The sequence below is a fragment of the Porphyromonas loveana genome (assembly GCF_003096695.1).
Classification (GTDB): Bacteria; Bacteroidota; Bacteroidia; order Bacteroidales; family Porphyromonadaceae; genus Porphyromonas; species Porphyromonas loveana.
In genome coordinates this window covers 14,782-35,842 of the sequence record NZ_QEKY01000009.1, presented here as the reverse complement: position 1 = coordinate 35,842, position 21,061 = coordinate 14,782, and the positions used below count along the sequence as shown (strand labels likewise).

Here is a 21,061-nt window from a genome sequence, read left to right as displayed (position 1 = left end):
ATCTCATAACTGACAAACAACCCCTTCCCTTATGAATAACAAAAGAATAATCCCTCCTTCGGAGCTGATCATTAATGAGGATGGATCGGTCTTTCACCTGCATCTGCGTCCGGAGCAATTGGCTGACAAGGTTGTCTTGGTCGGCGATCCTGCTCGTGTGGACATGGTGGCTTCCCGATTCGATCGAGTGGAGTGCAGCGTGTCCAATCGGGAGTTTCATACAATAACGGGGTGGTACCAAGGCAAACGAATAACTGTCCAAAGTCACGGCATCGGTTCGGACAATATAGATATAGTCCTGAACGAACTGGATGCACTGGCCAATATAGATCTCAAGACCCGTCAGATCAAGGATATTTTTCGGCAACTCACCCTCGTGAGGGTGGGGACCTCGGGCGGTTTGCAAGAGAATACTCCCATCGGTGCCTATGTGGCAGCCGAGAGAAGCATCGGCTTCGACGGGGTCATGTATTTCTATGATGGTACGGAGAAGATACGGGATTTGTCCTTTGAGCAGGCTCTGTTGCAGCAGCTCGAATGGCAGATAATGGGCTTGAAGCCCTATGTCATCCTTTCGGATCGGACGCTTACAGAGCAGATATGTGGGAGTGATGTCCTGCGAGGCGTAACTATTGCTGCCAATGGCTTTTACGGTCCGCAAGGCCGATGCTTACGACTCCCGCTGAGAGATCCCCAGCTGAACCGGAAAATACAGACTTTCGACTACTATGGCAGCCGGATCACCAACTACGAAATGGAGAGTTCGTCCCTGGCCGGCCTGGCTGCTCTCATGGGGCACAGGGCTGTGACGGTGTGCTGTATCATCGCCGGACGGAAGTCGGAACAGATGAATACCGCCTATAAAGGCAGTATAGAGGGGCTTATTGATCTGGTTCTGGCCCGTATCTGACAGAAAAGACCTACTTTTGTGAATAAAGTTTTCTCGCGAAAAACTGCACTCCAAGAGCGATATTGGAAGCGGAGAAGCTATAGGATATAAAATAGAAGTTTTTGCATGAACATACTCGAACTTTCGGAACAAGAAGTCGTACGACGCAATAGTCTCGAACAACTGCGTAATCTGGGAATTAATCCTTATCCTGCTGCGGAATATCTAGTGGATGCATATTCTGCCGAAATCAAAAAGAATTTTAGTGACGATGAGGTAGAGAAACGCCAAGTGCGTATCGCTGGTCGCATCATGAGCCGACGCATCATGGGCAAGGCTACCTTCATGGAGCTGCAGGATGCCGAAGGACGTATCCAGATCTACATTACTCGTGACGATATATGCCCGGGTGAAGACAAGGAGTTCTACAACACGGTGGTCAAAAAGTGCACGGACATAGGCGACTTTATCGGTGTCAAGGGTTTTGTCTTCAGGACGCAGATGGGAGAGATCTCGGTGCATGTGGAAGAAATGACCTTCCTGTCGAAAGCAATTCGTCCCCTTCCTGTCGTGAAAGAGAAAGATGGCGAAGTCTTCGACGGCTTCACTGATCCGGAGCAACGCTACCGCCAACGCTATGTGGATCTCGTGGTGAATAACCATGTGAAAGATATCTTCCTCAAGCGGACGATGGTCTTCAATTCGATGCGTAACTTCTTCAACGAACGCGGATACATCGAAGTGGACACGCCGGTATTGCAATCGATCCCCGGCGGTGCTGCTGCACGTCCTTTCGTTACACATCATAATGCACTCGATATCCCCCTTTACTTGAGAATTGCCAACGAGCTGTATCTGAAACGTCTGATCGTAGGCGGCTTCGACGGGGTGTATGAGTTCAGCCGCAACTTCCGTAACGAAGGAATGGATCGTACGCACAATCCCGAGTTCACGGCTATGGAGATATACGTAGCCTACAAGGACTATAACTGGATGATGGCCTTCACCGAGCAGATGTTGGAACGCATCTGTATGGATGTGCTGGGAACTACCGAGGTGCAAGTCGGGGACAAGCAGATTAGCTTCAAGGCTCCCTTCAAGCGTGTGACTATGGTCGAAGCAATCCATGAGCATACGGGCATAGACATAAGCGGTATGAACGAGGAGGAACTGCGTCGTGCGTGCGACCAGATCGGTGTGGAGCATGACGAAACCATGGGCAAAGGAAAGCTTGTGGATGAGATCTTCGGCGAGAAATGCGAGAAGAACTACATCCAACCCACCTTCATCACAGACTACCCCAAAGAAATGTCTCCTCTGACCAAAGAGCATCGTACGAATCCGGAGCTTACTGAGCGCTTCGAGCTGATGGTCAACGGAAAGGAATTGGCCAACGCCTATTCTGAGTTGAATGACCCGATAGACCAGCGAGAGCGCTTCGAAGAACAGCTCAGATTGTCGGAAAAGGGCGATGATGAGGCCATGTACATCGATAATGACTTCATCCGCGCACTTGAATACGGTATGCCTCCGACGAGTGGTATGGGTATCGGTATGGACCGTCTCGTTATGCTGCTGACCGGACAGGAGAGTATCCAAGAGGTGCTGTTCTTCCCTCAGATGAAGCCGGAGAAGGTCGCTCTTCGTGACTCGAAGGAGAAGTTTGCCATCTGTGGCGTTCCCGAGGACTGGGTGCCCGTATTGCACAAAGCCGGCTATTTGACTGTCGCCGCCATGCGAGAAGACAAACCCGGCAAGGTGATGCAGCAACTCATGGACCTCAACAAGAAATATAAGCTCGGGCTTCCCAACCTCAACCTGGAAATTGTGTCAGCATGGCAGGAAGCTCCCTATGAATAGCAATTATGTAGCTGCACGAAGGGAGAATGCCTCTCTTTCGTGCAGCTATTTTTATCATTCAGATAACTAAAATATCATGGGCGGAATCGGGAGAATAGGGATATTAGGAAGTGGCAGTTGGGCGACTGCTTTGGCCAAAATCATTTTGACCTCTCAACCATCCATCAATTGGTTTATGCGTCGGGAAGAACAGGTGCGCGGTTTTCAACGCACCGGACACAATCCCAATTATTTACAAGATGCCGTATTCGATCCTAAGAAGATCACTTTCTTCACGGATTCGGACCTCAATAGCTTTTTCAGAGCCAGCGATACGGTCGTCCTCGTCACTCCTTCACCTTTTATCAAACAGTACCTCAAGCGCGTACGTTCTTCCAGTATACGCGGCAAGCAAATCATCAATGCCATCAAAGGAATCGTGCCGGACGAAAACGTTTTGATTTCTGAGTATTTGCATGATTTCTGCGATGTTCCCAATGAATATATCGGTGTCGTAGCCGGTCCGTGCCACGCCGAAGAGGTGGTCAAAGGACGCAGGTCTTATTTGACGGTCGGCTGCTTCGATCTCGGAAAAGCGAAAGCCATGGCTGAGGTGCTGCGTAATGATTATGTAAGCTGTACGACCAGCCAAGATGTCGTGGGAATAGAGTATGCATCCGTATTGAAGAATGTTTACGCCATCGCTGCCGGCATTTGCAACGGCCTGCAGTACGGCGACAACTTCCAATCCGTACTCATGTCCAATGCCATCGCTGAGATGAACAGCTTCGTCAATACTGTCCACTTGCTCAGTCGTGAGATAACAGACTCCGTTTACTTGGGCGACCTTCTGGTGACGGCCTATTCCAATTATAGTCGCAATAGGACTTTCGGCAATATGATCGGCAAGGGTTATAGTGTCAAGTCGGCCCAAATGGAAATGGAGATGATAGCCGAGGGGTATTACGGAGCGAAATGTGTCCGAGAGGTCAACAAACGCTATCAAGTCAATATGCCGATCATGAACACGGTTTATGAAATCTTGTATGAGAAGCGGAACGCGGCGGAGGCCATCACTGCGCTGACAGCTCATTTCAAATAATCCAAAGAACCAACTAAGACGCCAATCGCTATATGGAAAGGATTCAGTTAGATCTCTCCAAGGTGACTCTCTCCCTCTCTTCCTATCATGAAGAGGCTGAGAAGTGCAATGCCATGCTCGATAATGGTACCGGCAAGGGGAATGACTTCCTCGGATGGATCCACCTCCCGTCTTCGATCTCTGAAAAGGATCTGGCAGCAATCGAATCCGTTGCAGCCACACTCCGTGAGCAATGCGACTATGTCGTCAATGTGGGTATCGGAGGAAGTTACCTCGGTGCAAGAGCCGTGGTAGATGCTTTGCAAAATGGATTCGATGCATATCGTTCGGATAGGAAGAATCCCGTTCTTCTCTATGCCGGTAATCATATCGGAGAGGATTATTTGTACGAAATGCTGGACTTCTTGCGAGACAAGTCCTTTGGCATCATCAATATATCCAAGAGTGGCACGACGACGGAGCCGGCCATTGCTTTCCGCCTCTTGAAGGATCTGCTGGAGTCTCGGGTGGGACGAGAGGGAGCCAAAGAACGGATCGTAGCCATAACCGATGCTGCCAAAGGAGCTCTGCGACGATTGGCCGATGAGGAAGGGTATAAGACCTTTGTGATCCCCGACAATGTAGGTGGTCGTTTCTCGGTGCTGACGCCCGTTGGTTTGCTCCCTATCGCGGTTGCGGGCTTCAATATCCGTGAATTGGTGCGTGGTGCTGCCGATATGGAAGCGATGACGGCAGTTGGCGTTGCCTTTGCTGAGAATCTGGCTTTGCAGTATGCGGCTGTGCGCAATGCACTCTATCGTCAAGGAAAAAAGATCGAGATACTGGCCAATTTCCATCCCAAGATGCACAACATCGGGGAGTGGTGGAAGCAACTTTTCGGCGAGAGCGAAGGGAAGGAAGGCAAGGGTATCTTCACGGCTGCCATCGATCTGACGACTGACCTACATTCCATGGGACAGTGGATTCAGGAAGGGGAACGCACGATATTCGAGACGGTCATTTCAATAGCCCGGCCCGATCATTGTTTGACGATACCATCGGACGACAAAGACTTGGACGGTCTCAACTTCTTGGCAGGAAGGCGTGTAGATGAGGTCAATAAGATGGCGGAGTTGGGCACACAACTGGCACACGTAGATGGCAACGTCCCCAATATCCGTATCGTTTTGCCACAGCTGAATGCCTACTACATAGGGCAATTGTTCTACTTCTTTGAGAAGGCTGTCGGTGTGAGTGGTTATATGCTTGGGGTGAATCCCTTCGATCAACCCGGAGTCGAAGCTTATAAGAACAATATGTTCGCCCTGCTGAACAAACCCGGCTACGAAGCCCAATCGGCTGCGATGGCGCAGCGATTGCAACAGAATTAGTAATTACACAACATCAGAGGATGAATTATAATAGTAAAATGGAACCCTTGGCTATTCCGGAATATGGACGGAATATCCAAAACATGGTGAACTACTGCAAGACTATTGCCGATCGTGACGAACGCAATCGCTGTGCGCAGACCATCATCGCCATCATGGGCAATATGTTTCCCGAGCGCCGCGAGAATGGCGAGACCAAGCATATCCTGTGGGATCACTTGGCCATCATGGCGGGCTTCGATCTCGACATTGATTTCCCGATGGAGATTATCAGCAAGGAGCTTCTCGCGAAGAAACCTATGGCAGTGCAGTACTCCGATAACGATATTATCTATCGTCACTACGGCCATCTCATCCAGGAAGCGATCCAGAAGGCCTGTGCGATGGAGCCTGGCGAAGAGCGTCATGCTCTCGAACTCCTGATTGCCAACCAGATGAAACGTTCTTATCTGGCTTGGAACAAGGACACTGTTGATGATTACAAGATATTCAAGGACTTGTACGAGCTGTCCGAGGGACGCATCGAACTGACAGAAGAAAGCTGCCACTTGTCCATCCCCAACGCTTCCGAGAGAAAGGATAACAACAACGCCAAGAGGAACAAAGTCTTCCGGCGCAAATAAATAACCACTCTATCTCTAACACATTATCGCTATGGCATCTTATGTAATCGAGGGGAGCAACAGCCTCAAAGGTGAGATTCTGGTCCAAGGGGCCAAGAACGAAGCACTGCAGATTATCTCTGCTACGCTGCTGACAGACCAAGAAGTAACGGTACGGAATATACCGGACATATTGGATGTGAACAACCTGATCGACCTCCTTCGTAACATGGGAGTTCGGGTGAATAGACTATCAAGCGATGTCTGCACTTTCCAAGCCGATAATGTGAATCTCGAATATATCAAGAGCGAGCAGTTCTTGGAAAAGAGTCGTGCCCTCCGTGGTTCGGTCCTGCTTGTCGGTCCGCTGATCAGTCGTTTCGGATATGCCGTTTTCCCCAAGCCAGGAGGTGACAAGATCGGTCGCCGCCGATTGGATACCCATCTTGTCGGTATTCAGGCATTGGGCGCAAACTGTGAGTATCAGACAGATATTCAGGCTTATGAGCTGAAAGCAGAGAAGCTGTCCGGTACTTATATGCTATTGGACGAAGCTTCTGTGACGGGAACAGCCAATATCCTCATGGCTGCCGTTCTGGCCGAGGGTACTACTACTATTTATAATGCAGCCTGCGAACCTTATCTGCAGCAGCTCAGTAAGATGCTCCAACGCATGGGGGCACATATCGAAGGCATCGGCTCCAATCTCCTCCGTATCGAAGGGGTGAAGAGTCTGAACGGCTGCGAGCATACCATGCTGCCGGATATGATCGAAGTGGGTAGCTTTATCGGGATGGCTGCCATGACGGCCTCCGAATTGCTGATCAAGGACGTAAGCGTGCCCGACTTGGGGATTATCCCTGCATCGTTCCGCAGACTAGGAATCACCGTTGAGCAGCGGGGTGATGACCTCTTTATTCCGCGACAGGAGCATTACGAGATCGACACATTCATGGACGGTTCCATCATGACGATAGCCGACGCTCCATGGCCTGGACTCACGCCCGACTTGCTCAGCGTCTTTCTCGTTGTGGCCACGCAGGCCAAGGGCAGCGTGCTCATCCACCAGAAAATGTTTGAGAGCCGTCTCTTCTTCGTCGATAAACTCATCGACATGGGTGCGCAGATCATCCTTTGCGATCCTCACCGTGCTACCATCATCGGTCTGGACAAGCGTGTGCCTTTGCGTGCTGCTTCAATGGTTTCACCCGATATTCGTGCAGGTATCGCCCTGCTGATTGCTGCCATGAGTGCAGAAGGAACAAGTGTCATCCACAATGTCGAGCAGATCGACAGGGGATACCAAGCCATCGATACCCGTCTCAACGCACTGGGTGCGCGCATCTCTCGTCTTTGACAATCGGTTATGATCGATTCCCATTCATTAGAACCTATAGGCACGCTGGGCAAACCGCACGGCGTGCAGGGGGAGTGCAATGCACGCCTCACCGTCGATCTGGCTGCACTCTTCGAGGAAGAGGAACGCTTATTCCTCTTCTTCGAGTTGGATGCTTTGCTCGTACCGTTTCGTCTTATCGGCTATCGTGAGAAGAGCAGCGAAGTTTCCCTTTTGCGCTTTGTCGGCATAGACAGTAAGGAAGCCATGGAGCGATACAGTGGTGTCCCTTTGCTGATGGAGAAGCGATACCTCGAAGACGAATCCCTGGAGTTTACATGGGAGCACTTTATCGGCTTCACTGTGTTCGATCGTGACGGTTCTTCTGTGGGTACTATCAGCGACTTGGATGACAGCACCCTCAACACCCTTCTTTCCATTACCACGCCTGAGGGACAGGAGATTCTGCTTCCTGTGGCAGAGGATTTGGTCGTGGACATGGATGTAGCCCGACGCACACTCACCCTTATTATCCCTGACGGATTGCTTCAGCTATGAAGAAAAACATTGCCATCCTCGGCTCCACCGGTTCCATCGGGACACAGACGCTCGATATCATTCGGCATAATCCGGACTTCTTCAACGTTTATCTGCTGACGGCTAATAACAATGCCGATCTGCTCATCCGACAGGCTCGTGAGTTTGGTCCGGAGGTTGTCGTTCTGGCCAATGCTGATAAATACGAAGCAGTGCGCTCGGCACTTGCCGACCTACCCATCAAAGTGTGGTGCGGAGCCGATGCGATAGCCGATGCCGTCTCGGCACCGGACATCGACATGGTGGTGACGGCTATGGTGGGCTATTCCGGCCTTCTGCCCACGATCCGAGCCATTCAGGCCGGAAAGATGATTGCATTGGCCAATAAGGAAACCCTCGTAGTTGCCGGCGAACTCATTATGCAGTTGGCTCGCGAACACGAAGTGCCTATCCTGCCGGTCGATTCGGAGCATTCGGCCATTTTTCAGGCCCTGCTGGGCGAGCGACAACGTCCCGAGAAAATCCTGCTGACGGCTTCGGGCGGACCTTTCCGCCATCTGTCGGCAGAGGAGTTGCAGCATGTTACACGCGAACAAGCACTCTGTCATCCCAATTGGAATATGGGAGCCAAGGTGACCATCGACTCTGCTTCGCTCATGAACAAAGGTTTCGAGATGATCGAAGCCAAATGGCTATTCGAGATGCAGCCCGACGAGATCGAGATACTCGTGCATCCGCAGAGTATTGTGCACTCCATGGTGCAGTTTCGTGATGGTTCTGTCAAGGCTCAGCTCGGTATCCCCGATATGCGTCTCCCCATCAGCTACGCCCTCGGCATTACCCAGCGGATTCCGAATGAATACCCGCGGGTGGACTTTACTGCTGCTCCCCTCACGTTCGAGCGTCCCGATCTTGAGCGCTTCCCCAACCTCTTTTATGCTTTCGATGCCATCCGTTTGGGCGGCGATGCTCCTTGTGCGCTCAATGCAGCCAATGAAGTTGCCGTTGCAGCATTTCTGCGTGACGAAATATCCTTTACCGATATGAGTCGTTTGTTGTACGAAGTGATGAGTCGGCACGAATTGTCACATGAGGTTGCTCTCTCCACCTTTGTCGATACCGACAGCCGCACACGTCGTGTGGCCGAGTCTCTTCTGCCGGCTTTCCGCCGTTAGATTTTCCCTTCTTTCCCGAATAATAAAGGTCTCATCGTATGCCTACGCTGCTTCCCTGCACGTTGCAGGATGGCTTCGTAGGCGTACGATCATTCTATATAAGTCGTATGAACTATTAGTCGGCAAACGAGTGTTGTCGAATGGAATACATTAGGGATAGATAGGGTATCCCTTGAGGTCGAAAAGGAGAGAGGAGAAGGTCGGCTATCTGCGTATTTTGTCCGGATTTTGATTGACAAAGTCTTTCCAATTCTTCACAGCCGAACCGCTTGTTTGTGCCATCGGTCCCGACGTCTGGAAGAAGTGGCAAACGGCGGCGGCCAGACCGTCCGTGGCGTCCATCTCGGGCAACATCTGCTCTTCCGGTATTCGCAAATAACGCTGTAGCATGCCTGCCACCTGTTCCTTGCTTGCATTGCCGTTGCCTGTGATCGCTTGCTTGATACGCATGGGAACGTATTCGGTTATGGGTATGTCGCGTGCCAATGCTGCTGCCATTGCCACGCCTTGCGCACGGCCCAGCTTGAGCATACTCTGCACATTCTTGCCGAAGAAAGGAGCTTCGATGGCCAATTCGTCAGGCAGAAATTCATCGATCAATCCTGTTACGCGATCGAAAATTCGTTTGAGGCGGATGTAGTGGTTGTCGAACTTATCCAGCCGTATCACGCCCATGGCCATGAGTCGAGGTGTAGTGCCCGACACGTGGAGGAGTCCGTATCCCATCAGGATGGTCCCCGGGTCAATGCCCATGATAATGCGTTCTTGTGCAGCCATCTTGGGGTCAGAATGCTATTCTCGTCATCGTTGTGGCAAATCCCATCACTCGGTTGTTGCCAAACTTGGCAATCAACTTGGCGATGTGCTCCGAGCCGGTTCCGCTCCAATAGACAGCTGCACTTGTCGCCTCCTCGGCGAGGAAATGCAATGCCAGCGACACGCCTTCGCCTTCTGCTGCTTCACGCTCGATGCGGTGTAGGGCTGGGGAGTGCATGCAGCCGTCGGCGAGGACTGCGGGTACGAATGTAGCACCGAGGTAATCAATAAGTGCAGCCTCCAATGTCGGCTCCGTCACCCAGGTGATATTATATAGAATCATGCTGTTTGTCTCCTTTTCTCGCTCACAAAGTTATAAAAACCCTCCACGCCATAATCTCCATCCGATTCTCTTCGCATCTATAAAAAGCCTCACGCCCAATCCTCCATCGAAGGATTGGGCGTGAGGCTTTTTAGAAGGGCTAAAAAAGGAGGTGTGTCAAACCTTCGATTTTGCCTCGGCTTCAGGTTGTGTTAGAAAGAGTGAAAAGCAAGGCGCTGAGTGGAAGGGTGAGGGAGTATACTGTCGTATATGACCGAACTCGAATCTCGAAAGCAACACTGCATTCGCCCTTTATGATGCAGCCTTATTTTAGCCTTCGGCGTGGAGCATCCGGAGTCGCTTCTCTAATTCGGGGAACTGGCTTTCGGGCAGGAGCGAGGTGCAGATGCGGAGGGCTTCGTTGCGCTTGCTGCCTGTCGTCTTGAGCGTAATGGCACACATACCGTAGCGCACAAACTTGCGGATGAGTTCGCTACTATCCATGCCCTTATAGCCTACGGTGAAGTAGAATCCGTCAGCGAGCTGCTCGTCTCCGTCCTTGTCGTAAACGATGTTGAAGCCGTTGTCGAGGAACATCTTCTTCATGATCTTCGCCTTGCGACCGTATTCGATAACGGAGTCACGGAAGTTGTATTCGCCATCGTTACAAGCCTTGAGCATGGCGGCCATACCCCATTGTGCCGAGTGCGTGGCACCGGACGAGAGGGCATAGAGAGCCGAAGAGGATAGCGCTTCGCCGAAACGCAGACGGCCGAACGACTCTTCCAAGTCGGGATACTCACGCTCGAACAGCTTGCCGGAGATCATGAGCACACCGATGCGCTGACCGGCATAGCTGAACGCCTTGGAGCTGGAAAGGGCCAATATATAATTGTCCGTATAATGTGCCACAGATGGTTGATAGAGCGGTTCGCCCGGACGAGAATAGTCCTTGCGGAAGTCCATGCCGAAGTAGGCCAAGTCCTCGATGACGATAACATCGTGCTTGGTGGCCAGTTCGCCGATGATGCGCAGCTCCTCGTCCGTCATACACTGCCAAGTGGGGTTGTTCGGATTGGAGTAGATAATAGAGCAGAACTGACCCGTCTGCAGATAGCTCTCCAGCTTCTCCCGCAGCTTCTCCCCGCGATATTCGAAGAGGTCGAAAGTCTCGAACTTCTGTCCGAGGATGCGGCACTGCAGCTTGTTGAGGTTGAAGCCCGGGTCAATGAAGAGGGTGCCGTACTCGCGGGTCTTATACGTACGATTAGCCACGAGGAAAGAAACAAAGCATCCCTGCATGGAACCTACCGTAGGCACACAGGCACGTGCCGGTATGTCAATGTCCATAAAGAGCTTGGCGAAGCGTGATGCCTCTTGTTTGAGCTCGGGCAGTCCGTCGAGATTGGGGTAGATGGACGCCACACCCTCGCGCAGCTTCTGTATTTCCGTTTCTATCCCGATCTCAGGGGCAGGTAGTCCCGGTACGCCCATCTCCATGCGGCAGAATTGGGTGCCGGTGGCCTTTTCCAGATTGGTTACTAAGGCTACCAAGTCGCGGATGGAAGCCATGCCGAGATCTTTGATGTGCAGCTCGTCCTGCTTTTCACGAATGAGTTTTTCGTCGATTGGAAAATTCATTTCTGACTATGTTTTTATTGCTGTTTCCTATGTGTTACTTCTGTTCGTCGCTTAGGCGGATGACTACGTCCACGGCCGAGAGTCTGTCGCCTCGTCCCATGAGCGGATTGATGTCCATCTCTTCGATTTCGGGAGCGGCTGCCAGCAGGCCCGATACCTTGCAGAGCGTGTCCACGATGACCTCGTCATTGATGCCCTGCTTGCCGCGGATACCGCGGATGATGGGGTAGGACTTGAGCGAATGGATCATCTTCAGCGCTTCTTCGCGGCTGAGCGGAGCCAGTGTGCACTGTATGTCCTTCATCACTTCTACGAAGATACCACCGAGACCACAGGTAATGAGGTGGCCGAATTCGCCCTCTTTCTTCACACCGATCAGGACTTCCACGCCACTCTCCATCTGAGACACCTGTACACCTTCGGCACCCGGTATGCGCATGAGTTGGGCGAAGCTCTCTTGTACGGCGGCATCCGTCTGAACGTTGAGGATAACACCGCCGGCATCGGACTTATGTGCCAACCCTACCACCTTCATGGCTATGGGATAGCCGATGCTCTTGGCTGCTTCCAGTGCATCGGATTCTGTGGTCACCAGACGCTCTTGCGGACGAGTGATGCCCGTGAGGTCAAGGAGACGGAGCATATCGGCTGTGCCCAACATACCGCTTTTGCCGTTGATCAGGTTGCGGATCTCAGCTGCCTGAGGCAGAGCCATTTCTTCGATGGCCGCAGGCTCCGGAGTCTGATATACCTTGCAGATGGCTTGTGCTAGTGCCACTTCTTCCTCGAAGAGGATACCGCCTTGGGCGATGAAGCTCTCCATGCCTGCCTTGGCATTGATGACAGAAGGCAGGACGGCATAAATCGGTTTCTTGCACTTCTTCTGCTGCTCGCGAATCACGTCGTAGGCATCGCTTACGTCGAAGAGTCCCGGACTACCGAAGATCACGACCATACCGTCGATCATATCGAGGTCTTTCTCGCAGGTGTCGATCACCTTGGAGAGCTGCTCGGCTGTACCCGTGGCGAGGATGTCGATCGGATTGGCAACGGATGAGCCGTCGAACAGCTCGGACAAGAGCGTGCGAGTCTTGTCTTCGGGGATGGGCGGTACCGACATACCGCCATTGGAGAGGGCATCCGTGAGCATAACAGCAGGGCCGCCGGCGTGGGTGATCACAGCCATATTCTTGCCCGTGAGTACGGGATGCTGGAGCACGGCACCGACTGTGGCCAGCTCTTCGCGGCTGTAGCAGCGCACAACACCGGCTTTGCGGAAGAGGGCATCCACGGCTACGTTGCTATTGAGCATGGCTCCGGTGTGCGAAGCTGCTGCACGACCACCATCGGAAGAGGTGCCCGACTTGATCGCTGCGATGCGACAACCTTTCTGTACGAGTGAGCGGGCATGTTTGAGGAAGCGTGCCGGCTTGGAAATGCTCTCTATATAGAGAAGTAGCGTATGCGAAGACATGGCAGGGTCAAAGGTGACATCCAAGTGTTCCAGCACATCCTCCACACCGGTTTGTGCGGCATTACCTACAGAGTAAACAGAAGAGAATGACAATCCCTTGCTCAGGGCCGACTCCATGATGAAGACAGCTGTGGCTCCCGATCCGGAAATGAAGTCACAGCCCTTATGCGTCAGTACGGGTACGGGTGTGGTGAATACGGACTGGTGGTAGGGTGTCATTACCCCGATACAGTTGGGGCCGATGAGCGTGGCTCCTGCTTCATTGGCCAAGTCAGCCATTTGTTTTTCGAGCGCCTTGCCTTCAGCTCCCATCTCAGAGAAGCCGGCCGAGAATACGATGATACCTTTGGTGCCCTTTTCCTTGACCAAAACTTCTATTGTGGGCGGGCAGAAGCGTGCAGGGATAGCCAAAATGGCCAGATCCACTTGTGGTAGATCCTTCACATCGGGTACGCATTCTACGCCTTGTACGCTGGATACTTTGGGGTTAACGCCGACTACGCGGCCGCCGAATGAACCGGCAAGGATGTTGTGTAATACCTTACCGCCGGGTTTTGTCACGTCTTGGGACGCACCGATCACAGCGATGGTGCGTGGTTCGATTAGTTGAGGTGTAATCATTATGCTATATGCTTTGTGTTGTGAACAGGTCTATGCCCTGGTCGAGGCGCTGGCGGACCCTATGTAGTTGTCCGTTCGTCCCCATTCTGTTTGCGGGCTTACAATATTACACCCTTTTTCCCACACAACGAAATAAATAGTGCATAAAACTCACCTGTAATCAGCCCCTTGATGATAAGAGGAGGGTGTGTCAAAATGAAAATCTTGATGCTGTCTCAGAGGTTGTGTTAGAAAGGGTGAAATGCAAGGCGCTGAGAGTGAGGGTACGGGAGTTACTCGAGTATATGACTGAAGCCGAATCTCGAAAGCAACGCTGCAGTACGCTCTTTATGACACAACCTCCAATAAGAGGGCCGATTATGGACGACTCGTATCTGTACAAAAGCGCGGCACGCAACGTCTCTACACCTCTTGTCGTTGTAGAAACCCAGCGTGCTGCGCCGAATGTATTCGGGAAAAGAAGGGGAGAGCTAATCCTTGGTCAGGTTGAAAACGAGCTCTTTACCCTCGGATTTGATGCGGAGGGTCTCGGCAGCCCTGTTGATCGTGGCCTGCTCACGGTCTTCGCCACCTCCTTCACGTTTGGTGATGATGATGAGTTCGTTCTCGCTCTTGTGTTCGTAGCTGAAGCTTTCCTTGGATTCGGCGGGTTCGGAACCCATGCCTTCGATGCGAACGGTGAGGGTTCCTTTGTTGTCTTTCTCGAAGGTCAAATCCATATAAACCTTGAAGTCGGGGCCTACGTTGGCAGCCGTCAGATTCATCTCTGCGGGTGGGATATACCTTCTCCATCGGGAGCCTTCGAGGCCCTTCGTGGGGGTAGCTGCCGTACTCACGAGCAGGGTGAGGACGCTCAGGAAGAGTAGGGCGAGGGGTTTCATGCTTCTGTTCATCATGTTGCTGTTTTTGTTTCGGTATTCCTTATCCTAACGCGGACGGGAATACTTTTATTATCGACCGACTTTATCGGAGATCTACGACCTCCACGCCCGGATAGTCTGCCTTATTGAGGCGGAAGAGTGCGGGCGACGTCTTGGCAGCGCTGATGCCGGTGATGCGCGTGACGATGCGGGAGCCGTCTTGCAAGATGATGACAGCACCGATGGGGCGAGAGCCTTGGGCGCTCACCTGCAGCTCGATGCGCTTGATGCCGTTCGAGGTCTTGGGGGTGAGCCCTATGATGTTGCTGCCCTTGGCGGCAGGGAGCATTTCGGTGCGGTAGCCGCTCTCTGCCTGGGTGAGGATGATGAGCGGATTGATCATCGCCAGCTCTGCACTCGTGGGATGCGAGATGTTGAGCGTGTGCTCCGATGCGTCGTAGTATGAGAGGGTCTTCTTCCCGTCATAGACAGCTGTCATCTGTCCGAAGGAGAGTCTGAACTGATTCCCTTTGACGATGAGCGTGCCTGCAGAGAGCGGGGCAGAGCCGGAACGACCACTGCCGAAGGTCTCGGCATTGAAAGCGATCTGCGTCCCGTCGGCATGGGAGAGATGCTGCGCGGCAGCCTTCAATTCGGCCTGTGCCGAGCGTTGTGCCCAGGCTGTGGATGAGAGGAGGAGCAGGCATAAGAGACCCAAGCTCCGGATAAGTTGCGAAGTTGTCATCTGCGTAGTTGTAGGTGATTAGCGGAGGGTATTGAACAAATGCTCCAAGTTCATCTCGTCGTGGATGAGTACTTGGCGCGGCTTGCTGCCGTCCTGAGGCGATACGATGCCCGCAGCTTCGAGCTGGTCCATCAATCGTCCGGCACGGTTGTAGCCGATGTTGAACTTCCTCTGAATGTTAGAGGTGGAGCCTTGCTGAGAGTTTACTACCATGCGTGCCACTTCTTCAAATAGAGGGTCTTTCTCTTGCGGGTTGAAGGTCTTGGGGCCACCTTCGTCTCCTTCAGGTATGTACTCCGGCAGCTCATACGCAGAGGTGTAGCCCTCTTGCAGCGCGATGTGGTGTGTGATGGCTTCGCACTCCGGTGTGTCGAGGAAGGCACATTGCAGACGCACGATGTCCTTGCCCTGATAGAAGAGCATATCGCCACGGCCGACGAGCTGATTGGCTCCGGGCTGATCCAGAATGGTGCGGGAGTCGATCATGGAGAATACCTTGAAGGCGATACGGGCGGGGAAGTTGGCCTTGATGATACCGGTGATGATGTCCGTTGAGGGACGTTGCGTGGCGATGACCATGTGGATGCCGGCGGCACGAGCCTTCTGGGCGATGCGTGTGATGGGGCGTTCCACTTCTTTGCCGGAAGTCATGATCAGGTCGGCAAACTCATCGACTATCAGCACGATATAGGGCAGGAACTTATGTCCCTGCATAGGGCTGAGCTTGCCGCTGATGATCTGGTCGTTGTATTCCTTGATGTTGCGCACGCGGGCATCGGTGAGGAGGCGATAGCGATTGTCCATCTCGATGCAGAGCGAATTGAGCGTGGGCACCACCTTGGTCATGTCCGTGACGATGGCTCTGTCCTCGTCGGGCAGCTTGGCGAGATAGTGGCGCTCGATGGTCTCATACACTGCAAACTCCAGCATCTTGGGATCCACGAGCACAAACTTGAGTTCGGCCGGATGCTTCTTGTAGAGTAGGGAGGTGATCATGGCGTTGAGCCCTACCGACTTGCCCTGTCCCGTGGCTCCGGCGATAAGGAGGTGAGGCATCTTGCAGAGGTCGAATATGAAGACCTCGTTGGTGATGGTCTTGCCGAGCGCTACGGGCAGCTCCATATCCGACTCTTGGTACTTCTTGGATGTGAGCACCGAGTACATGCTCACGGTCTGCGGCTTACGATTGGGCACCTCGATGCCGATGGTGCCTTTCCCGGGCATGGGGGCGATGATACGGATGCCGCCCACGGCTTTGAGACTCATGGCTATGTCGTCTTCCAGATTGCGGATGCGACTGATCTTGATGCCCGAGTCGGGAGCCACCTCATAGAGCGTGACCGTGGGGCCTACGGTGGCCTTGATGGGCGTAACGTGTATCTTGAAGCTGTCCAGCGTGGCGATGATGCGCTTCTGGTTCTCGTCGATCTCGTTCATGTCGATGGGTGGCTGGCGCAGGTCGTACTGCGTGAGTAGATCCACGGGCGGAAATTTGAAGGATGCCAGATCCATTCTGGGGTCCGTCCTATTGCCTGCCAGGAGAGCATCGTCCGCCTTTTCTTCTTCCTTGGCAAGCTCCACGGTCATCGGACCCACTTGCAGTTCGGCGCCCTTGGCGGGGCTTTGCTCCGTCGGCTTCTCTGCCTCATAGGGCGGGAGGTAGTCGGCACTTTCGTTGGGGGTCTCCTCTGCGGGTTCGTCCTCGTATTCGGTATTGTTCAGATAGCCGGTGAATTGCTCTTCTGCCGGTTCCTTATCGTTCTCTGCTGCGGCTTCGGCATTTTCATTTCGCTCTTTCTTTTCCCGCTTGGGTAGCTTGGGCACCGATACCCAACTGAGACCGAGCAGGCGGCGGAAGAAGCCCATACATTCGGAGCGTACGATGACGGCAATAATCACGGCCATGACAAGAAGGACGATGATCAGACCTGCCATACCGATATTACGTTCCAGAAAAGCCGTCCACTCCTGTCCGTGCATACCTCCCCAGCGGAGGAAGCCTTCGAGTCCCGAGAGCTTATAGACGAATGCCGCAGCAAGACTGGTCCAAAACGTCATCACGCCACAGAAGATGAGTCGGCGCACGATCGACACGCGCTTCACTACGCCCATCAGCTTGAGCGCCAGGGAGAAGAGATAGAATAGGAGGAAGAGCGAGCCGAAGCCGAAGAGGCCGTTCATCAGCCACTCGGCCCATACGGCACCGCGTATGCCGCAGGCGTTGGCTACGATTGCCCGCCCGAGGAGGATGTCGCTCACAGGAGCATCGCGTACTACGCTTTGATCCACGCCTCCGTGTATGAAAAACGAACCGATGGCTATGCCCGTGTATAGTGCCAACGCCAAAAGAATGGCGCCGATGACGAAGCCGATCTTGTCGCGACTGAAAGTTTCTCGTATCGGGGTGATGAATATACGTTTGAAGATGTTGCCTTCTTTCTTGGTGCCGGTAGCGGATGTATTGCGTTTCGAGCCTTTGCGCGCTCTGGTTGGTTTCGTTGCCATCTGTCTGTGTCTATGAATCCTAATTGTCGGGAGGCTGTGTCATAAAGGGCGGATTGCTGCATTGCTTTTCGTCCCTTTCTAACACAATCTCTGAGGCTACGCCAAAATCTTCATTTTGACACACCCCGTCTTATTGGTTTTTGGATGAATACGGACAAAGGTAAGCATTACTATTGTTTTTTTGCAGAAGAGATCTGCGGTGAGAGGCATGTGCCCATTCCACCCATAAGAGCAACACTAACGCAAAAGGGTGTAAATCAGCAACCCATGCGATTTATACCCTTTTTTATATGCCTGAAACGAGAAAGAGGAAGATGTACAAAGCCTTTGTTTGAAGTTGATTGTATATACTTGGATCCTAACCAATTCAGATAATAAGATGACGTACGGTTACATCAGAGTGAGTAGTGATAAGCAAACGGTCGAGAATCAACGTTTTGAGATTGAGCAGTTCTGCCAACGTGAGCATTTGGTCATTGATGGCTGGATAGAAGAGACGATCAGCGGCACAAAGGCATATAATAAGCGAGCTCTTGGAAAGCTGTTGAGACGAGTAGAGAAGGGCGACCTTATCATCTGTTCCGAGCTTTCGCGCTTAGGACGCAACCTTTTCATGATTATGGAGATACTCAATCTCTGCATGACGAAGGAATGCCGAGTGTGGACTATCAAAGACAACTATCGCCTTGGGGATGATATTCAGAGCAAGGTATTAGCCTTTGCCTTCGGACTATCGGCTGAGATTGAGCGCAACCTTATCAGCCAACGCACAAAAGAGTCCCTCGCACGTAAAAAAGCAGAGGGTGTGCGCTTAGGGCGTCCAAAGGGGCGTAAGAGTTCCCCCAACAAGTATAAGCTATCAGGGAAGGAGATTCTTATTACCGAGTTGCTGAAGAATAAGACATCCCAGCGTAAAATTGCGAAAATATGTAAGGTGGATAGGAATACTCTTGCACGATTCATTGAACTTAAAGAATTGGCAGTAACCTAATGAGCGATTTTGTGCAGCAACAGAACTCTATCTGCGACTTCTCTCATTCGGATAGCTGGGTTATCCTGTCACCCATAGAACAGAGTATTAAACGTAAAATAGAAACAGTTGGCACACCGCTTAAAGATTGGGATATCCAAATAAACTATGGTATCAAGACTGGTTTTAACGAGGCGTTTATAATCTCTACCGAGAAACGAGAAGAAATCCTTGCTAACTGCCAGACGGAAGAAGAACGCAAGAAAACGGCTGAACTTATACGACCTTTGGCTTACCGCCACTCTATGATTTCTTTTATCCCTACTATGATTCCATCTCTGTCACAGCTTTTTCTGTGAGCTCGTGTGGCGTTGATGGGGGGGGCAAATCGGTTGTGGTGGGGTGTCGCTCGTGTAAATAAGCCCGATCAGTCGTTGGCAGGGTGTCAATCAGTGGCAAAGAATCCGATTAGGTTTCGGGAAGCTTTCGACGCTGTACAAAGTCTTCCTTTAGCTTTCGTTGGATCATCGTTTCTGAGCAAAGAGCTCAAAAACCGTTTTTTCGGTCGTCAAGCATCGACAAAGAGCTGAAAAATCATTTTTTTCCCAAAAAACTCTCGACAAGACTTCAAAAAATCATTTTTCAACCAAAAAACTCTCGACAAGACTCCAAAAAACCATTTTTCGACCAAAAAACTCTCGACAAAGCCCCGAAAAACCATTTTTTGACTCTTTGTCGATAAATAACGGGTATTTAATCAAGCAGACCCATTCTGCTCGTGTCGTTCCCGAGCAAGCATACAATCATCCTGTCGTTTGGCTTTTGTAGCCCGTGCATCTATCTTTGTGGTCCGGTGAAATTCTAAGCTCGCTATCAATATGTTTGATCCTACGCTCTTTCAGCAAGATACTATTTGTGCTACTGCCACTGCCCCCGGGGTGGGAGGTATAGCCGTTATCCGTGTATCTGGTAGCCAAGCCTTTGCGATTGTGGCTGCTTTGTTCGTGCCGTTCGGACAGCACACGCTCGGCGAATTGCCTGTACGTCAGGCAATATACGGACGTTTACAGTGCGACGGAGAGCTAATTGACGAGGTGGTCGTAGTGAAATACCGCGCTCCACATTCCTATACGGGCGAGGACACGGTGGAGATTTCATGTCACGGTTCGCTCTATATACAGCAACGAGTGCTGCAGGCCTGCCTATCAGCGGGTTGTCGCATGGCTACCCCCGGGGAGTTTACACGTAGGGCTTATCTCAATGGTAAGATGGACTTGAGTCAGGCCGAAGCCGTGGCCGATCTCATTGCGTCGGAAAGTGCTGCCCAACATCGCTTGGCACTGAGTCAGTTGCGTGGCGGCTATAGTGCGGAGTTTAATACGCTGCGCGATCGGTTGATACAGTTTGTTTCGCTGATTGAGCTCGAATTGGATTTTAGCGAGGAAGATGTTGAGTTTGCCGATAGGAGTAGTCTGTTACAGTTGGCTGATGATATTTCTGCCCGTCTGACGGTGCTGATGGATAGTTTCCGCCTCGGCAATGCGCTGAAGAAAGGTATCCCTGTGGCCATCGTGGGAGCAACGAATGTGGGTAAGAGTACCTTGCTCAATCGTCTGCTCGGCGAGGACAAAGCCATCGTCAGCTCGATCCACGGAACTACGCGCGACGTTATCGAAGATACGATCAATATAGATGGCGTCCTCTTCCGCTTCATTGATACGGCAGGCATCCGTATGACCGAGGACGAAATAGAGAATATGGGCATAGAGCGCAGCTACCGCAAGCTCGAAGAGGCGACCGTGGTGCTATGGCTTGCAGACCTGAGCGGCGAAGCATCGCCCGCGATCGATCCCGCTCTTGTGGAGAGAATGCGCACCCCTATACAGGACAAACGTGTGATCCTGATAGCCAATAAATCGGACGAAGTGTCGGAGAAACGAATTAAAGCCTTCCGCATATCTCTTCCGCCCGAACTCTCCGCTCTGCCTTTTCATGCCATCTCGGCACGTTTCGGGCACGGCATTGAGGAGCTGAAGCAAGCCGTTAGTATAGCGGCCCATCTATCGGACAGGCACGAAGGGGACATCGTCGTGAGCAATGCCCGCCATTATCAACTGATGCAGGATGCTGCCGAAGTATTAGACCGTGTACGCAGCGGATTGCGTGACGGACTCTCCGGCGACCTCCTAAGTTTAGATCTTCGACACGCGATCACCCTCATAGGCGAGATCACCGGCAGCGAAATCACCTCCGACATTATCCTCCACAATATCTTTGCCCACTTCTGCATCGGCAAGTGACCTAAAGAAAAGAAAAG

At 52.1% G+C, this 21,061-nt stretch carries 17 protein-coding genes and 1 pseudogene; 11 read left to right on the top strand and 7 right to left on the bottom strand.

Going from position 1 to position 21,061, the window contains the following annotated elements:
• Window positions 1–31: 31 nt before the first annotated feature.
• The 8 genes from C7382_RS06350 (at window position 32) to C7382_RS06315 (ending at window position 8,850) form a co-directional block, all read left to right on the top strand.
• Window positions 32–910 carry a nucleoside phosphorylase gene (locus C7382_RS06350; protein ID WP_116679456.1) on the top strand — a complete coding sequence of 293 codons (879 nt, stop codon included), beginning with the start codon at window positions 32–34 and terminating at the stop codon, window positions 908–910.
• A 105-nt stretch (window positions 911–1,015) separates the two neighbouring features.
• On the top strand, window positions 1,016–2,749 hold the full coding sequence (gene lysS / locus C7382_RS06345; protein ID WP_116679455.1) for a lysine--tRNA ligase: 1,734 nt from the start codon (window positions 1,016–1,018) through the stop codon (window positions 2,747–2,749).
• 76 nt (window positions 2,750–2,825) lie between these two features.
• Window positions 2,826–3,830 carry an NAD(P)H-dependent glycerol-3-phosphate dehydrogenase gene (locus C7382_RS06340; RefSeq protein ID WP_116679454.1) on the top strand — a complete coding sequence of 335 codons (1,005 nt, stop codon included), beginning with the start codon at window positions 2,826–2,828 and terminating at the stop codon, window positions 3,828–3,830.
• 32 nt (window positions 3,831–3,862) lie between these two features.
• On the top strand, window positions 3,863–5,200 hold the full coding sequence (locus C7382_RS06335; protein ID WP_116679453.1) for a glucose-6-phosphate isomerase: 1,338 nt from the start codon (window positions 3,863–3,865) through the stop codon (window positions 5,198–5,200).
• A 20-nt stretch (window positions 5,201–5,220) separates the two neighbouring features.
• Window positions 5,221–5,823: a DUF4290 domain-containing protein gene (locus C7382_RS06330; protein WP_116679452.1), complete on the top strand. Its 603-nt coding sequence runs from the start codon at window positions 5,221–5,223 to the stop codon at window positions 5,821–5,823.
• A gap of 31 nt (window positions 5,824–5,854) precedes the next feature.
• Window positions 5,855–7,159: a UDP-N-acetylglucosamine 1-carboxyvinyltransferase gene (gene murA, locus C7382_RS06325; RefSeq protein ID WP_116679451.1), complete on the top strand. Its 1,305-nt coding sequence runs from the start codon at window positions 5,855–5,857 to the stop codon at window positions 7,157–7,159.
• Window positions 7,160–7,168: 9 nt separating this feature from the next.
• Entirely contained in the window at window positions 7,169–7,696 is a 528-nt protein-coding gene (gene rimM / locus C7382_RS06320) for a ribosome maturation factor RimM (protein WP_116679450.1), read from the top strand.
• Entirely contained in the window at window positions 7,693–8,850 is a 1,158-nt protein-coding gene (locus tag C7382_RS06315) for a 1-deoxy-D-xylulose-5-phosphate reductoisomerase (RefSeq protein WP_116679449.1), read from the top strand. The genes rimM and C7382_RS06315 overlap by 4 nt, the downstream gene beginning before the upstream one ends.
• A gap of 204 nt (window positions 8,851–9,054) precedes the next feature.
• Here C7382_RS06315 and ruvC read toward each other — a convergent pair whose 3' ends face one another.
• The 7 genes from ruvC to C7382_RS06280 all read right to left on the bottom strand — a co-directional run bounded on the left by ruvC (window position 9,055) and on the right by C7382_RS06280 (window position 17,774).
• Window positions 9,055–9,627: a crossover junction endodeoxyribonuclease RuvC gene (ruvC, locus tag C7382_RS06310; RefSeq protein WP_116679448.1), complete on the bottom strand. Its 573-nt coding sequence runs from the start codon at window positions 9,625–9,627 to the stop codon at window positions 9,055–9,057.
• A gap of 7 nt (window positions 9,628–9,634) precedes the next feature.
• Entirely contained in the window at window positions 9,635–9,949 is a 315-nt protein-coding gene (locus tag C7382_RS06305; RefSeq protein WP_116679447.1) for a DUF4286 family protein, read from the bottom strand.
• 309 nt (window positions 9,950–10,258) lie between these two features.
• Window positions 10,259–11,569 carry a pyridoxal phosphate-dependent aminotransferase gene (locus C7382_RS06300; protein ID WP_116679446.1) on the bottom strand — a complete coding sequence of 437 codons (1,311 nt, stop codon included), beginning with the start codon at window positions 11,567–11,569 and terminating at the stop codon, window positions 10,259–10,261.
• A 34-nt stretch (window positions 11,570–11,603) separates the two neighbouring features.
• Complete coding sequence (locus C7382_RS06295; protein ID WP_116679445.1) at window positions 11,604–13,664, bottom strand: acetate--CoA ligase family protein; 2,061 nt, start codon at window positions 13,662–13,664, stop codon at window positions 11,604–11,606.
• A gap of 470 nt (window positions 13,665–14,134) precedes the next feature.
• Window positions 14,135–14,560, bottom strand: coding sequence for a hypothetical protein (locus C7382_RS06290; RefSeq protein ID WP_243405669.1), 426 nt, complete (start codon window positions 14,558–14,560; stop codon window positions 14,135–14,137).
• A gap of 67 nt (window positions 14,561–14,627) precedes the next feature.
• Window positions 14,628–15,269, bottom strand: coding sequence for a LolA-like putative outer membrane lipoprotein chaperone (locus tag C7382_RS06285; protein ID WP_116679444.1), 642 nt, complete (start codon window positions 15,267–15,269; stop codon window positions 14,628–14,630).
• An 18-nt stretch (window positions 15,270–15,287) separates the two neighbouring features.
• A complete protein-coding gene (locus C7382_RS06280) occupies window positions 15,288–17,774 on the bottom strand; it encodes a DNA translocase FtsK (protein ID WP_116679443.1) in 2,487 nt (828 codons plus the stop codon).
• 379 nt (window positions 17,775–18,153) lie between these two features.
• On the opposite strand from C7382_RS06280, the gene C7382_RS06275 reads away from it, so the two are divergent.
• The 3 genes and pseudogenes from C7382_RS06275 (at window position 18,154) to mnmE (ending at window position 21,044) form a co-directional block, all read left to right on the top strand.
• Window positions 18,154–18,765, top strand: coding sequence for a master DNA invertase Mpi family serine-type recombinase (locus tag C7382_RS06275; protein WP_116679508.1), 612 nt, complete (start codon window positions 18,154–18,156; stop codon window positions 18,763–18,765).
• Window positions 18,765–19,034 (top strand): annotated as a pseudogene (locus C7382_RS06270) (TaqI-like C-terminal specificity domain-containing protein); the annotation flags it as partial. The gene C7382_RS06275 and the pseudogene C7382_RS06270, both read left to right, overlap by 1 nt.
• Before the next feature lie 588 nt (window positions 19,035–19,622).
• The gene (mnmE, locus tag C7382_RS06265) at window positions 19,623–21,044 is read left to right on the top strand and encodes a tRNA uridine-5-carboxymethylaminomethyl(34) synthesis GTPase MnmE (RefSeq protein ID WP_116679442.1); all 1,422 of its coding nucleotides are present in this window, start codon (window positions 19,623–19,625) and stop codon (window positions 21,042–21,044) included.
• Window positions 21,045–21,061: the final 17 nt, after the last annotated feature.

Coding starts and splice junctions, on each gene's coding strand:
- C7382_RS06350 (WP_116679456.1), top strand. CDS start 32: ATGAATAACAAAAGAATAATCCCTCCTTCGGAGCTGATCATTAATGAG.
- lysS (WP_116679455.1), top strand. CDS start 1,016: ATGAACATACTCGAACTTTCGGAACAAGAAGTCGTACGACGCAATAGT.
- C7382_RS06340 (WP_116679454.1), top strand. CDS start 2,826: ATGGGCGGAATCGGGAGAATAGGGATATTAGGAAGTGGCAGTTGGGCG.
- C7382_RS06335 (WP_116679453.1), top strand. CDS start 3,863: ATGGAAAGGATTCAGTTAGATCTCTCCAAGGTGACTCTCTCCCTCTCT.
- C7382_RS06330 (WP_116679452.1), top strand. CDS start 5,221: ATGAATTATAATAGTAAAATGGAACCCTTGGCTATTCCGGAATATGGA.
- murA (WP_116679451.1), top strand. CDS start 5,855: ATGGCATCTTATGTAATCGAGGGGAGCAACAGCCTCAAAGGTGAGATT.
- rimM (WP_116679450.1), top strand. CDS start 7,169: ATGATCGATTCCCATTCATTAGAACCTATAGGCACGCTGGGCAAACCG.
- C7382_RS06315 (WP_116679449.1), top strand. CDS start 7,693: ATGAAGAAAAACATTGCCATCCTCGGCTCCACCGGTTCCATCGGGACA.
- ruvC (WP_116679448.1), bottom strand. CDS start 9,627: ATGGCTGCACAAGAACGCATTATCATGGGCATTGACCCGGGGACCATC.
- C7382_RS06305 (WP_116679447.1), bottom strand. CDS start 9,949: ATGATTCTATATAATATCACCTGGGTGACGGAGCCGACATTGGAGGCT.
- C7382_RS06300 (WP_116679446.1), bottom strand. CDS start 11,569: ATGAATTTTCCAATCGACGAAAAACTCATTCGTGAAAAGCAGGACGAG.
- C7382_RS06295 (WP_116679445.1), bottom strand. CDS start 13,664: ATGATTACACCTCAACTAATCGAACCACGCACCATCGCTGTGATCGGT.
- C7382_RS06290 (WP_243405669.1), bottom strand. CDS start 14,560: ATGATGAACAGAAGCATGAAACCCCTCGCCCTACTCTTCCTGAGCGTC.
- C7382_RS06285 (WP_116679444.1), bottom strand. CDS start 15,269: ATGACAACTTCGCAACTTATCCGGAGCTTGGGTCTCTTATGCCTGCTC.
- C7382_RS06280 (WP_116679443.1), bottom strand. CDS start 17,774: ATGGCAACGAAACCAACCAGAGCGCGCAAAGGCTCGAAACGCAATACA.
- C7382_RS06275 (WP_116679508.1), top strand. CDS start 18,154: ATGACGTACGGTTACATCAGAGTGAGTAGTGATAAGCAAACGGTCGAG.
- mnmE (WP_116679442.1), top strand. CDS start 19,623: ATGTTTGATCCTACGCTCTTTCAGCAAGATACTATTTGTGCTACTGCC.